This window comes from Pseudomonas sp. OV226, from assembly GCF_003148705.1.
GTDB lineage: Bacteria > Pseudomonadota > Gammaproteobacteria > Pseudomonadales > Pseudomonadaceae > Aquipseudomonas.
Window position 1 is genome coordinate 106,695 of record NZ_QGGS01000020.1, and the last position, 14,004, is coordinate 120,698.

Sequence of the window (14,004 nt, forward strand, 5' to 3'; positions counted from 1 at the left end):
TGCCTGGCAGGCATCGAGTGAGCCATGGGCGCCCATGATCTGATCAAGCAGGCCAAAGCCGAGGGCGTTGTCTTGGTGCTGGCCGAAGGAAGGCTGACCTGGGAATCCGATCACCAGCCATCAGCTGTGCTGCTCGAAAGTGTCCGCGCCAACCGCTTGGCGATCATCGAGCACCTAAGCCGCCCCTGGCTGGTGCGACTGGCTCAATTGCAGGGCTGCTCGCCGGAGTACCTGTTCGAGCACCGCTTCATCGATCACGACGATCTGTTGGAGCAGCATCAGGTGCCTACTTGGAAGGTGGCCATGGCACTGCGCACCCATCCGAACTGGTGCCAGGTCGGAGCCGAGCAGACCCGGCCAGCCCTGGAGCTGGCGCCAGCACCCGTAATCCAGCAACACCACACAGTGGAATGTCACCAGTCACTGGAATGGCTCGCCGCCCGCGATGCCTTTCACAGCCATGTCTTGGGCAACTGCCCGGAATGCTACCCACCCACGGGCCGCTACTGCGCGATCGGCGCAGAGCTGCGCGCCCGCTATCTGGAGGCGACACCATGAACAAGACCTATTCCACGGCAGGTAACCGGGCCAAACCACGGGTCAAACCGACCGAGCTGCGAGCGATTCTTGATGGCCTGCCCGATAAACCAGAGATCAAGCGCCAGATCGAACGTCTGGCCAATCAATTGCTGGTAGCCGGGCGGGAGATCACCGCCACCGATGCACGCCAGCTGCGTGACATAGCCGAACTGGAGCTGCGCGCGCTGGAAACGCGGCAGATCGCTGATGCCTTGAAGGCCGAGGGAGACCTGAAAGGCTGGGCATCGGCGCTCAAGGCCTTGGACGGCTACACCGCCTTGAAGCGTGGCCTGCTGCGTGATCTGAAGCTAACCCGCATTACAGCGGTTGTGACCACTGCGCCAGCTTCTGAACGCAAGCAAGACAGCAAGTCCGCCAGGGGCTGGGAGGGCGTTCTGTGAAAGTCGATCTGAGTTTTGCCACGCCTGACTGGGCAGAGCGGCTGCAACGCCACGAAATGCCAATCGACTTGGCCGCTGCTGACCGATACTTAAACCAGACCCGCGTGGCAGCGGCTCTAAAATTGTTTGATTCGCTGTGCTGCCCTGACGTGCCGGGACAGCCAACAATGCGGGAGGCGGCGGCACCGTGGCAGCGGGAGATTGTTAGGCTGGCAGCCGGTGGCTTGCAGAAAGACGGCAAGCAGAGCGTGGGCACTCTGGGCGTGATGGTGCCGAAAAAGAACAACAAGACGACTTTTTCCGCAGCTATGACGCTGACCTTGGCAACCATGAGCCCACGCCCCAATGCTGAGTTTCTGTTGATCGGTGCTGAGCAGTCGATTGCCAACATCGCCTTCAACCAGTTGGCCGGGATGATTGCCTGTAGCGATGCCATGCGGGACATGTGGCACGTTCGCGAGCACCTAAAGCGAATCGAGAATCGTCAGTCGGGCGTGTCGATCACTGTTAAGACTTTCAGCATGGAAGCGGTGACCGGCTCCAAGCCAGCGTTTGCCTTGATCGACGAAGCCCACTTGCTGACAGGTGCTGACGCGGCCCGTGTGATTGGGCAGATTCGCGGCGGCATGGCAGCCATCCCAGAGGGCCTGCTTATCTGGATCAGCACACAGTCAGACATTGCCCCCCGTGGCTTCTGGAAAGATGAGTTGACCAAGGCCAGGGCAGTGCGGGACGGTGCCTTGCACCTGCCAGGCTACGCTCCGGTTCTGTATGAACCCCCGCCCGGAATGGCAACTGACTTGCTCAAGGCGTCGCACCCAGACCTGTGGCGTCTGGTTAACCCCAGCCTCGGCTATTCGATATCGGAGGCGTGGTTGGTTGCGTCGTTTCGCGAAGCTCTGGCAGTAGGTGAGCACGAAATCAGGCGGTGGCTGTCACAGCACGCCAATGTCGAGATAGCCGCGTTTGAGATCGGAGACGACGCATGGGGTGGAGCCCAGCCGTGGGAGCGTGGGCGTTATCCAGGGCTTACCTTCGACTTGGTGATTGCCACTGCTGAAACCCTGGTGATCGGACTGGATGGCGGCGGCCTTGACGACCTGCTAGGGGTGACGGTGTTGGGGTTGTGTGGCGGGCAGTGGCTGACAGCCACCAAAGCGTTTTGCTACCCGATTGTCTTTGAGCGGCGTATGCAGATTGCCGGCCTTCTGCGAGACTTTGAGGCGTCGGGCGATCTGGTAGTGATGGGTGAGGCAGACGGCCTGGAGCCGGTCATTGGTTTGTTGCTTAGCATTCAGAATGAGCGAGGAGGCTTCGCAGTGCTAGCAGCTGACCCCAATGGCGTTGCAGTAGAGATCGGCCACGCCTTGCTGGCGGCGGGCTTCCCTCCGGGCAGTATCGTCGGAGTGAAACAGGGCTGGGGCTTACGGCCGGGGTATCAGGCTTTGGAGCGTCGCTTGCGGGCCGGTACGTTGCAGCACGCTGGTCAGCCTTTGTTCGACTGGAGCGTTGCTAATGCTCGCGTTGATGCACAGGGGTTGGTGACCAAGAAGGTGGCAGGCTCGGCCAAGATCGACTGCCTTGTTGCACTGGCAACGGCGGCGGTGGTGATGATGGAGCAGCCTGAGCCCTTCAATGTTGGACTCTACATTGGTTGAGTACCATGGCCCGGAAACCAGACAGTCCGTTCCGCCAGCACCGGCCAAGTACACGCCCGCACCAGCACCTGTGCCGAGAAGCCAAGCCCAGTACGCCTGTCGAGCGACGAGCCGGGCACGACGTCTACCAGTCGGCTAAGTGGGCCAAGCTATCGGCCAAGCTCCGTAAGGAAGTCGGGCACTGTGAGAAGTGCGGGCGTAACGACGGCCAGTTGTATGTGGACCACGTTATCGAACTGCGTGATGGCGGCCCAGCTTGGGACCGCTCCAACCTGATGGTGCTCTGTGCCCACTGCCACACGACCAAGACCAAGGCCGCTGCCAAGGACCGAGTGTGGCGACCGTTGGCTGAGCAACTGGAGGACCAATTGCGTTCGGCTGGCTGGGCAAAGGGAGATGAGAGCCAATCACAAGTCGATGGCTGAATATGAAACGATTCATCAAGGGTCATTGGCAGATACCCTAGCATCGCTATTGCCTGATTTGCTCGGCTCGGCCTACCTGTGGCACGTCACCAACGACAACCCTGGCCAAGGGTAGTGGTGGCGGTGGGGCCGGTGGCGTCGGGCGGGGGGGCAGTGCGAAAGATAAGGCGACGACTGGTCAAGCGATCCCCACTCTCACGCATGGTTTTTTTTGCGTCATTTAACGTATCGTTTGGCGCATTAAATTAGCTGACTTTAAGGTCAGATTATTGATCCGGCGCAACATCCCCGATGGCGGGCCTTGAGATACTGATATTGAGGGGAGTAGAACCCTGAGCTAGGTAAGTGTCATGAGCATTCAATCCCGCCTGAACCAGTACCAAGCCTTGCACCGCGACGAACGCGCAGACGGCGCCCCGGCTGGTGAGCTGGTCGGCCTGAGCCGCCGCATGGGCGAACTGTTCGCCGCCCTGCATGTCGGTGGCAGCATGGCCGATAAGGTGAACCAACCCGGTTTCGATGTGGTTGGCCCTGCCGGCGAGCGCATCAGCGTCAAGACCGTGCAAGGCATGGCCAAGGGTAAGGACGTGCCGGGCTTCAATCTGCGCATGGCGCACCTTGTAGACCGGGTGATCGTGGTTTGCCTCGATCCGGCCACCGCCGAATTGTCCATTATCCACGACGAAGCCGCCGCCGACTTCTTGCCACGCCTCAACAGGCGGGGTTTCGTCACGCTGCATGCCCTGACTCATTAAGGAGGCCATATGTTCATTGCAATCATTCTTTTGTTCTCCTGCCTGTTCGCGCTGTTCTACCGCATCGCCGTATTGCAGATGCAACTTCGTGACGCGCAAGGTCGGTTGGAACGATTAGAACAAGGCCTCAAGTTTCAGCATGAGAATGCCCTGTATCACAGGCAGTACCTCTGGCAGTTTGCCTACGACCTGTGTGATCGCATCGGCGCAGATGACCTGCCGAAGCCATTCAAAAGAAGCGAGGATGACGAAGCATGATAGCTCTGATGGCCCCGCTTGGCCTGATCACGGTTGTGGCCTGCCTGTGGTGTGTGCTCGGCGCCCGGCATAAAGGCTGGGCCATGGTGCTGGCCGTTGGCATGCTGGGCTTGTCTCGATGCACCACCTGTCGGCCTGTAGCAACCGAGGCAACCATGAAGGTTGCCAATCTAGGAGCTTTTCGCAGCGATGGATAGGCGTCAGTTTGCATACGTCGTGAGCTAGCTCCCCGGCGTCGCTATGGCCAATCAGCGCTCAGTTCAGAAAGCGGTTGGTGCCAGATCCATGCTGAAGCTGGTGTCGATCGAAATACGGTACTTCTTCACCGCCCCCGCATCGAGCACAAGTGAGCGTTCCTTGAGACCGCCGCCACAAAATTGAGTGGAGTTGACGCCGATGATCCGTTCTCCAGGCTCCAGGTAGAACCTGGCAGTTTCGCCTGGAGCGATTTCGGCCGACTTGCTTCCATCGATGTAGAGGATGGTGTTGCAAGCGCTTCCTGTGAGCCCAGTGTCTCGGGTAACGACCAACGTTCCGTGCGCAGCTTCAGCTTGGGCTTGAAAGGCAAATAGCCGCTCTGGCGGGACTGGCTTCGCTTGCGAAGAGGGAGTAGGGCTGGTGGCGCACCCAGACAGCAGGGTCGATCCCAAGAGGGCGATGCAGGCGATCCGCATGGTGTTAGTTTTCCTAAGCAGTGAAGTATTGAACGTAACATGCCGCTGTTGGGTAATTGCACGGACTTGACCACCCGCTTGCATTCGGCCTGACCATTCATTTGCATTGGATTTGACCATCACGCTTCGTGGTCATGACCGGCAGAGTACGACCCAAAGCTGCCCTTCGTGGAGGGCAGTAGTCGGCCAATAGCCCCATGGGCACGCTACAATGACAGAATAATGTAGACAGAATTCATGTCGCTTTTCTTCCTCGCTTCATGTTCCTTTTTTAGCTAGACACTAAAAATAAGCAAGGAGATACGCATGACCAAAGAACATTATCAGGCACAAATGGCGAATAACATTACGCCACTAGTGTCGTCTACTAATAGTTAGATGGGGCTGAGTATGTCGAGCTCACTTTATAGGACGATTGGAAAGTTGGTTGCCGATAATCGGATGACATTTTTCGGAGCGCTATCCAAGACGAACTCAGTGTTTTATGTGTATGTTCTGTGTGAGCCGCCGATAAGAAACGAAGTCCGGCCTTTCTATGTCGGCATTGGTCAACTCGATCGCGTGTTTGCTCACGAATTGGAAGCCAAACGTCCATACTCGATCGGAGCTAAGGTCGAGAAAATACGGCAGATATGGGACGCTGGCGGGGAAGTAATCCGTGTCATCGACGGGTTTTTCCCGTGGGAACCTTGGGAGCGCGAAGAAGAATTGATCAATCTGTATGGATTGATCAAAGACGGAACCGGCATCTTAGCAAACGAACAGCGCTATTCACCGTCTCACGTTCGAGATGGCGTCGAGCTAAGGAAGTACGCTGATGAGGGCAACGAGCTGCCGAGTAATTTCATTCGGCGAGATGTGCGTCTTCAAATTGGTCCGCGTTCGCCTTCGAGTCAGACTTCAGTTTATGGCAAGATTTGTAGTGTTCTGACTAAGAGCCCTGGAGTGACGGGGGCTGAATTGGTCGAGCTACTGCTCAATGTTGACTTCTCAGCGAACAAGTCCGCGTACACCAAATCGGGGGTCGTGAGCAGGCCATGGTTGGCGAAATACATTGATGGTGGTTTCTACGAGAAAAACCACTGCATTCAGGAGTTCCAATCCAGTGCGGGCTAACCATTGCTTGGGTGAATCGCTTCCAATTTCGTAGATATTTCCGTACGGCTACTTTTGGCTGATTGTAGTCCATCACGAAGGGCTGAAGTCGACCCAAAGTTGACGGTGGCGAAAGGCAAAAAAATAGACCCATAATCATGCGTTTGAACTCGGCTAAACGCTCTATTTCTTGCCCTGTGGATCCACCAATGAGGTGAGCGTGGCAGCGAGTTGGGAGAGCGAAAGCTCTCTTTCCACATGGTTCCACCAACACTCGTTGGTGTCTTCATGGTTAGGGCTCAGCAGGTCGTGAGCGAGAAAAGCCTCGCACCCTTTGCGGGCCGCTAAGTCCTCATCACTTAACTGATACAACCCGACATCAACCAGTACTTTTTTCACCATCAAGGGGAACAGCCAAGCGCTAAACAATAAGTGATTCTGGCTCTGCCAAATCGAAGATTGTCCATTCGCTCTAGCGCCATGCGCCGCAGAGTTTCTTGCATCACAGAAGTCCTCTACCCAGGCATTAAGGGGGCGGGTAGTTTTTGGCCACCGTTTCCTCCAGCACGCCTCTGTAAATACGCCATTCCCCCATTTCGGCGGGTTCGGTAGCTCCCCTCTGAAGTGTTCAATAAATTTGTTACATAAGTCATTTTTATTGTAGGACGCGCCAAGCAGGGTTTCAAAAGCAGACCTCATTAGCACCAATTCGGCATGTGGGGGCATGGAGGCAGAGTCGGTATTAGCTAGTAAGTATTTCTCTATTGCATCATCAATTCGATTTTTCAAATTACCTAGCGGCAGTTCCAATAATGCGCGCGCTAATGTCTCATCAATTTCAAGGTGCAAACTGCTATTTACGTGTTCCGGACGTATGAACCTGGGAGAGGAGGTTCTACTGATGTAGGTTCGAGTAAAACCGTCCCGACGTCGTGTTGTTATGGATATAGAGCCTGGCCTTTCTGCAACAAACCCCTGAGCTATAATCTGATAGCCGTCAGCGTTGCAGTAACCACCGTGACTACAAAAACGCCGCTGCGCTAGAGCGGAGAAGGCGATGTACCTAGCTTGCTCTAGACGGACGAAAATTTGACTTTCGGGAAGATCTAAGCCATCGGCATCATCAGCCCACGTTATTAGAGTTGCCTTTCGTACATTCGTGAAGGCGTTGAGTGACGGGGTAAAAGCAACATCTCCATAATTTTCAAGGACAGCATCAATGATTTCTTGAGAAACGCCATAAATTGTTCCAGGGGCCTTTCCGTGCTCGTATGGAATTAAACTCAGTTCACCAAGCTGCATCGCGCCATGACTCGCAATCCATGGAAAAAAGAACAATACGGACATGACCATTGCTCCAGCCGACATAAATACCTGCGAGAAGCCTAGCAAAAGGAGACAGAGCCAATTTTTTTAATTTCGCGGGCGTCGTCCGCGTTTTTACCGGGTCATCAATGATTAAGCAGTTGTAGACGAGAATCTGGTTTGCAAAGAAGCAACTTGTGCGTGCCACTTGGATGTCATAGACAAATTCCGCTCCTGTACCAGATCGGCCAGCCACGGATACGGTGTCTGGCTGGATTTGTGGTGGATGGCGTGGTGTGTCGGGCACATCAGAATCAGGTTGTCCGGCCCGTTGTTGGCGGGGTCTTCGTCCAGATGGTGAATCGGTGACCGACGCACCCAGTGGTTGCACACAGCGCACACCTTGTCGCGTTGGATAATCAGAGGACGCATGGATTTGAACCACAAGGAATAGCTGGTGCCATCTTTGAAGTGCGCATTACCGTCGCCCAGCATGCGCGCTGCATGCGCCCGGTTGGCACAGGTCCGCGAGCAGTATTGCGTCCGGCTGGACGTTGGTTGAAACAGCGTTTTGCATTGCGGACAGCATTTTTCGGCAAGTTGTGAGAGCTTCGGCCTGCATGCTTTTGAGCAAAATCGCGCGCCCGTTTTCTTCATTTTCCCGTCGCTGGCTAGTACGTGCGGTAAGGGTCCACCACAGGTTTCGCACTGACCGGCCACTCGCTGCGAAAGCCCGGTGCAGATGGTGCCACAGGTTAGGTTCACGTGGCCCCGGCGAAAGGCTTTGCGCATATCGGCCATGGACCGCGTCACTGGCTTGCTGCAAACCGGACAATGAAACATCAGAGAAAGCCCCTTGGTGTTCGTGCCGCGCTTGAAGGTCAGCGGCTCCTTGCCGATCCAGTGCGGTGCCCGTTGCACAAGCTGCGCGTGGAATTCTTCCAGCGAATGCGGCGACTTCGGCAACGTGACCACTTCGCCCAGGTTCTTCGTCCGGCACTCGTCCGAGCAAAACACTACGTTTGCGTTCGGCGTCTGTCCGCCGCATACCGGGCAAGGCGGGCGCTTGGTCCGGCCAATCGCCACGCACGCTTGGCTGCAATATGGTGCCGGTATGCCCTTGCGTATCTTCTTGGCGCTGTCTGCTGTTGTAGCGATCACGTCCGTTTTACAGATCTGGCAGTCCGTGACCACCCACAAGCTGGGCAAGGGGTTGGCCCCCTTGAAGTTGCCTGGCTTGGCGCCAGCCAGTTCCGGGAACGTAGAAACGATGATCGCCTGTAACGCGGACACTGTGCCCGGCAGCCGTTCCAACCTCAAATAGAGGGTCTTTTTCACAGGTTTTCCTCTTGGTCTCAAGGTTCGTTGCTACGGCTTTAGCTATTCATCGGTGTCCTCTTCGGTCATTCGATCCGGTTTCACTAGTTCTTCCTTGCAGCTTTTCTCTCCCCACGAAGGTGGTCGCGAATCTGCACGCAGGTCTTGGCGAACATCGAGAGCATTGGACGGACCGGATGGTGCAACACCGACACGGCACTTCGACTATCAGGCAGACATGTCGGCTGCTTTTTACGAACTTCTAAGGTTTTTTCGGCCCATTTCCGGAATAGTGTCTGCACGTTTAATCAAAATTCCCGCATATCGGAAGGCAGCGATTCCCCCTTATGCCTGGAGACGGATATTCGGCATATAATCAACAATCTTACTTTTGGAAAATATATATTAAGCAAGTGATAAATGATGAGAGTCGCTACTCGGCCGTTGAATAGCTCAAGCCCCAAAGCAGAATTACTCCATTTAATCTATTTTTAGATTTCTTGTTTAATGATGTCGACTAACTCTTACTTCTGGACTAAGAAGTCTGAAAAGTAATTTATTGTGGGGCGCTGTGACCTTGCGTGATAGTCGCCCACATGAACACCGCACATTGGAGAAGGTTTAATGCTCGTTCGGTAGGTAGCCGTTACCTTGATTTCGTGTTCTCTCTGGCGGTTTCGTTTTGTGAGCTTTGCATGTTAGGACCTGACGGCTGCTGACGAACTTGAAATTAATTGTTTTTATAGGTTTGGCGAAAATATAGTTTATTCAATCGCACCGTCGAACAGCTATGAAAATTCACTGGCAATCGATGGCTCGCGACGATGACAAAAAACAAAGTTTTGGCGATTGGTAGGAATCGCCGTGTTGGTGAATTATTCAAATTTTTCAGATCTCTGCAACATTTTTATTTTGCTCTGTCGGGGTTGTGGTTTTTATTTTTAATGTGCTAATGCGCGGACGGAATAATTAGTCGACTTGAGCTTGCTCTATATTTTGTGTTGCGCCCACCAATGCACCAATGCACCAATGTGCAAATGTGCAAATGTGCAAATGTGCAAATGTGCAAATGTGCAAATGTGCAAATGTGCAAATGCACGAGCGTGCATCAACGAATTCGAATTGGACAAATGGGCAAATGGGCAAACGGGCAAACGGGCAAACGGGGCAAGAATTAAGTAGATAAGTAGATAAGTAGATAAGTAGATAAGTAGCCTACTTCTGCCGACACAATAATTTCGCGCAGAGTACCTGTATTTGCGAGTTTTGAGTTGCGCTTTATTGGGGGCTCGTTGTATCCGCTACTCAGTACCGCACCAATGGCACAGTTTGTCCTGTTGGTGCACAGCAGTTTCGTTATGTTGAAGGTCACGGGACTGGCCCACTCATGTGGCGCTACCCGCGTCTGTCAATCTCTAGGAGCCGCTTCTGGCCGGAACCAGCCCCACACAAAGGGGCTATCGGCCATGAGTTTTCATAAACGCTGTCCTGGAATTTCAAGCTAAGATCGATTTGAAGTGTTAGAGCCGATCTTGGGGTGTCACTACAAAACTTTCCAATGGGGCACCTTCGACACAAGCACGGTGAAACAACGAGCCGAACTCAGAAAGTTTTATAGCCCAACACTCGTTTCCGTGATTCAAGCCGCGCCCGGACAAGTATTTTAAGTCATTATCATATTCAATCAGCCCAAGAGAGTGCAGATGTCCTACGTACACTTGCAGATGAATAGGCCATAACAGCTCATCCGGGTTCACAACAAGGCTCCAATCAATCTCGACCGGTTCAAGGACACTTTCATTAAGATGTCCAATTATGCCTTTGGCGGATTGAGTCCAATCTGAGGTCACCCGTCCAAAATAATTTTTTGGTTCAGATCCCGCTAATGAATTGATCAGCCTAATTTCGTCAGGCGATAGCTGCGAAATAATCGTCAAGAACGCAGGATGGGCATCACCCATGCGGGACTTGTCGAAGCCGGCGGAAAGAAGCTCCACGTAAATATCAGTCAGCAAATCCCCATCCTCTTGGTAACGGAGCTTCTCCAAAATAGGCAGAGCCAAGGACGGCGCAGGGCTCACCCTGTTTTCAGGGGATGCTTTATCCGCAGCTCGCTTGAAATACATAGCCACCCTTTCTTGAAGCATTGCCGTGAATTGCAACGGGGCAAGGGCTAACCTCAAGGTTTTGGCTGCGTCCACGCCGATCTTGGAAATTTCGCGAAAAGTTTCTTTTACGCCGTCCGAATAAACCTCTTGCGCGAGCTGACCGACTTCCGCAGGAAGTTCCACATTCACATCCAACATAATTCCTCCATAGCAATACACAATGTCAGCACCCCGCTAGCAGAGGGTTCAGACAGCGAGTCCCTTAAAAATAGCAGCAAAAATCGGAGACCTCACCCCATCGCAGGGTTTTGTTCGAGTTGCCTGTGTGCCGTAGGCAGCAGGGTGGAATCGTGTTCCGATTCTAGTTCTGAGCAACCCTTCGCGAAGGGCAGCTTATGGCCGATTACTACCTGATGCCAAAGGTAAAAAGCCCGCTCAACGGCGGACTTCGTAATCGGCTTTTATTATGGTGCGGGGCTCAAACTCTTGCGCAATTCATCCTCCAGCTTTTGACACACGTCTGCGACGATGGTTTTCCCGACTTCCGGACCTGAGTAGTTGTCGACTTCCTCGCGGCATCGTTCGGCGGCTTCTCGGGCCTGTGTTCTTTCCTTGTTTTTCGATGTGTTGCCGACATAAAAACCGAACGCCACGTACAAAGTGATGGCGATAAAGATGCTTGCAACGATCTTGCTGCTCAGGCCAAATTTTTTTTCCGATGGTCGTGGCCACCCAGTTGAGGTTCGTGTTTTTTGCCTAAGGTCAGATTGGCAGTGTTTGCATAAGATGGCTTCAGTCATGATGACTTCTGCGCAATAGGGGCAACTCTTTTTTCCAGCCTCCACAAATGAAACTCCTTTTTCAAAATAAAATTCTATCATTGGGGCTGAGGTGCTACGGACGCGACTCTGTTTTTCGCTGGAAGGTTTTCTAGCGTCGTAACGTCATCCCAACCTGAGTCGCTCCCAATAGGTTCGGCAAAACAAATTCCGATGTCGAATGAGTGCTTTTGGCCAATTTCTGCCCTGAGCCCCAGACTGCAATCGGATATCAATATATTCGGCGGGGCGACAGGGGTGGCCGGATTGGCAGGGAACACCAATGGCGTCTAAAAATCGTAATACTGACGCCTCGCCTCGCGCTACGCTCTATTTGTATACGGCCCAACTTGAACAGGAAGCGCCCATATGCAGCGCGTAAACGAATTATCCCCCATAGACTCGATCGACCCACTCTCTGTGGGTTTGCCGACGGAGTCGCTGCAATGCGCTTGGGAGACGTCGCTGGAAAACATCATTCAGGCCCGCACGGAACTGGCCATTCTAGAGCACGTTTCAATCGCTCGGGGTTTTGCATGGGGCGTCTATGCGGGTGCGCTGGTTGACCATACGGATTTCACCTCGATGGGCGCGAAAATCATCTTGGCTCACCAAGAGGCCTTAGATAAACGCAAAAACACCATCATCGAGAGCGGTTGACTGTAGTTCAGTAGAATCCAAGCATGGTTGTGAATTAGGGGTGAATCATCCCGGATATTCTGGACTATCCGATGACTGCTTTTGGCCGATTCTGTTGAAAAAGTCGGCCTTGGTTTCCACGGTAGGAAAGTAAGCGCTTGAGATTAAAATCTTTACTTTGTGCAGAGGATTCCGGGCTCAGATTTCGCGTAGCTGCGCGCAAAAAAGGCATTTTCATCAGTCAGTACGCAGGCAGTCTGGAAGTACCGACTTTTTCAACACAATCGGCCGATTGTTGCCTGTCGCCACCAGCAGCAATGGGCAATTTTTGCCGAGCATGGTTATGAAGCGTGCTGGTCAAATCCGATGCAATCGGTGGTCAGATCGAGTGCAAATGACTGGTCAGGTCAAATGCAAACGGGGGGGGCAAGTGAAGTGCAATTTCGCACCTGATGAGTGTGCGCTGTGCCTACCGCTAACCGAAATGTACAAAAAGGTGTACAAAAACCATCGGTTATTTTCTGGATACGTTGAATTGAGCTGGCTGTAGAAATTAAAAAGCCGGCTTGTGGCCGGCTTCTCGGGGACTGGCTTGGATCATTTTTGGTAAACCGCGCCAGCCTTCAAAACGTACACCCGGATCTTGCGTCCGGCTGTGGGACTTGGCGAGAAAGTCATCTGCCGTGTCGGTGCGATCAGAGCCGCGGGGCGGGTTGATGCGCAAATGTGGGGCGCAGCATACTGATTTTTTGGGGAAATTCCCAGTGTGGTGTGCGGGGTAGAGCGATTGCGGTGATGTGTAGCAGCTGGCGAAGCCTGCGTCCGACTGCGCAGCAGTCGTAAATCGATACCTGCGGTGTACTGAAACATCGGGGTGAATGGTTGTACGACTGCTGCGCAGTCGGACGCAGGCTTCGCCAGCTGCTACAGGGGTTGTGTGTTTACAGGAACGGTACCGTCGGTCGACGTTTGTTAAGTGTCGACCACCAGAACACCCACCCCAGCACCCTGATGTTCTGCTTATCAATCTGCTCGGCGCTGAAGATCTCATCCGGATGCTCGGTTTTGTTGTAGCTGCGCAATCGCAGCGCATTCCCGGGCATGCGGTGCAGGTATTTGATGCGCAGCATCCCGTCATGGTCGAGGGCGTAAATTTCCCCATCAATCACCTTGGTCAGCCCACGGTCGATGGCGAGGGTGGAGCCGTCCTCAATCCTCGCGCCCATGCTATTACCGAGCATGTGAATGCCGATCGCGTCAGCATGGTTGATTTCCAGGGAGTCGAGGTGGCTTTTGGGCAGGCGGATAAATTGGCCGGTGTCTTCCACGATGTGGGTTTTGTGAGACCCCGGGGCGATGGGGGATTCTTTGTAGAGGGGCAGTTCGACGTCGCTCGGCTCGATGACCGTGTAGATGCCACGAATCGCCTGGGCGTCGAAGGTGTTGCCTGACTCGTCGAGCAGGCGCAGGTGTTTGGAGTCTTGTGGACCCTCACCGGTCTTGAGCCAGTCGCTGTTGACCGACAGCAGTCTGGACACCTCTTCCATGCGGTAGGCGGGTACGCCGCGGGTGTACCAGTTGTGGATGTTTTGCGCTTCCGTGTCGAAGAAAGCGGCAAATCCTGTCGTCGTTATGTTCGCTTTTTCGAGGAGCGCTTTAAACCGTGGGCCGCTAGTGTTCTTTTTCATAAACACGAGTCTACGGGCGCAGGGTGGGCGTTTGAATAAACGAACCGTTCAAATTTCGAGGGAAATTTACGACCGGATGTAAGACGTATTTTGAACAAATTAAACAAGAAAAAACCGTGACGAGCGCGAGATAAACGCCCTGTTTAAAAACCACTTTGTGAGCGCGCACAAAAAACCCCGGATCAACCGTAATGCTGTTCACTTAAGTATTTGAGTCCCAGCCGGGCTTCCCCGAAAATCCGATGCCAGACCTCTGGCATCGGATTTTTTATGTCTGTTCAACA

Annotated in this window: 14 protein-coding genes; 8 read left to right on the forward strand and 6 right to left on the reverse strand. The window is 53.7% G+C overall.

Annotation, left to right across the window (positions count from 1 at the left end):
* Positions 1-24 precede the first annotated feature (24 nt).
* From C7534_RS24895 to C7534_RS24920, 6 genes are all read left to right on the forward strand, one after another.
* A complete protein-coding gene (locus tag C7534_RS24895; protein WP_109787348.1) occupies positions 25-558 on the forward strand; it encodes a hypothetical protein in 534 nt (177 codons plus the stop codon).
* Positions 555-980 (forward strand): hypothetical protein, encoded by a 426-nt coding sequence (locus tag C7534_RS24900; protein ID WP_109787349.1) that lies wholly within the window; start codon positions 555-557, stop codon positions 978-980. Before C7534_RS24895 ends, C7534_RS24900 begins: the two co-directional genes overlap by 4 nt.
* Positions 977-2,638, forward strand: a complete 1,662-nt coding sequence (locus C7534_RS24905) for a terminase large subunit domain-containing protein (RefSeq protein WP_109787350.1) — start codon at positions 977-979, stop codon at positions 2,636-2,638. The genes C7534_RS24900 and C7534_RS24905 overlap by 4 nt, the downstream gene beginning before the upstream one ends.
* Positions 2,639-2,643: 5 nt before the next feature.
* On the forward strand, positions 2,644-3,063 hold the full coding sequence (locus tag C7534_RS24910; protein ID WP_109787351.1) for an HNH endonuclease signature motif containing protein: 420 nt from the start codon (positions 2,644-2,646) through the stop codon (positions 3,061-3,063).
* Between the two features lie 350 nt (positions 3,064-3,413).
* Complete coding sequence (locus C7534_RS24915; protein WP_109787352.1) at positions 3,414-3,818, forward strand: hypothetical protein; 405 nt, start codon at positions 3,414-3,416, stop codon at positions 3,816-3,818.
* Between the two features lie 9 nt (positions 3,819-3,827).
* Positions 3,828-4,076 carry a hypothetical protein gene (locus tag C7534_RS24920; RefSeq protein ID WP_109787353.1) on the forward strand — a complete coding sequence of 83 codons (249 nt, stop codon included), beginning with the start codon at positions 3,828-3,830 and terminating at the stop codon, positions 4,074-4,076.
* 260 nt (positions 4,077-4,336) lie between these two features.
* On the opposite strand, the gene C7534_RS24930 is transcribed toward C7534_RS24920, so the two are convergent.
* Positions 4,337-4,870 carry a hypothetical protein gene (locus C7534_RS24930; RefSeq protein WP_256594814.1) on the reverse strand — a complete coding sequence of 178 codons (534 nt, stop codon included), beginning with the start codon at positions 4,868-4,870 and terminating at the stop codon, positions 4,337-4,339.
* A gap of 270 nt (positions 4,871-5,140) precedes the next feature.
* Here C7534_RS24930 and C7534_RS24935 point away from each other — a divergent pair, with 270 nt between their 5' ends.
* A complete protein-coding gene (locus C7534_RS24935; RefSeq protein WP_146206193.1) occupies positions 5,141-5,866 on the forward strand; it encodes a hypothetical protein in 726 nt (241 codons plus the stop codon).
* A 162-nt stretch (positions 5,867-6,028) separates the two neighbouring features.
* Here the strand turns inward: C7534_RS24935 and C7534_RS24940 are convergent, their stop codons facing one another.
* From C7534_RS24940 to C7534_RS24960, 4 genes are all read right to left on the reverse strand, one after another.
* Complete coding sequence (locus tag C7534_RS24940; protein WP_109787356.1) at positions 6,029-7,192, reverse strand: hypothetical protein; 1,164 nt, start codon at positions 7,190-7,192, stop codon at positions 6,029-6,031.
* Between the two features lie 111 nt (positions 7,193-7,303).
* Positions 7,304-8,488, reverse strand: coding sequence for an HNH endonuclease signature motif containing protein (locus tag C7534_RS32395; protein WP_146206194.1), 1,185 nt, complete (start codon positions 8,486-8,488; stop codon positions 7,304-7,306).
* A gap of 1,499 nt (positions 8,489-9,987) precedes the next feature.
* On the reverse strand, positions 9,988-10,773 hold the full coding sequence (locus tag C7534_RS24955; RefSeq protein ID WP_109787359.1) for a DUF4393 domain-containing protein: 786 nt from the start codon (positions 10,771-10,773) through the stop codon (positions 9,988-9,990).
* 266 nt (positions 10,774-11,039) lie between these two features.
* A complete protein-coding gene (locus tag C7534_RS24960; protein ID WP_256594815.1) occupies positions 11,040-11,375 on the reverse strand; it encodes a hypothetical protein in 336 nt (111 codons plus the stop codon).
* 387 nt (positions 11,376-11,762) lie between these two features.
* Between C7534_RS24960 and C7534_RS24965 the strand changes: the two genes are divergently transcribed.
* On the forward strand, positions 11,763-12,053 hold the full coding sequence (locus C7534_RS24965) for a hypothetical protein (protein WP_109787361.1): 291 nt from the start codon (positions 11,763-11,765) through the stop codon (positions 12,051-12,053).
* 920 nt (positions 12,054-12,973) lie between these two features.
* On the opposite strand, the gene C7534_RS24970 is transcribed toward C7534_RS24965, so the two are convergent.
* Entirely contained in the window at positions 12,974-13,720 is a 747-nt protein-coding gene (locus C7534_RS24970) for a S24 family peptidase (RefSeq protein WP_046028760.1), read from the reverse strand.
* Positions 13,721-14,004: the final 284 nt, after the last annotated feature.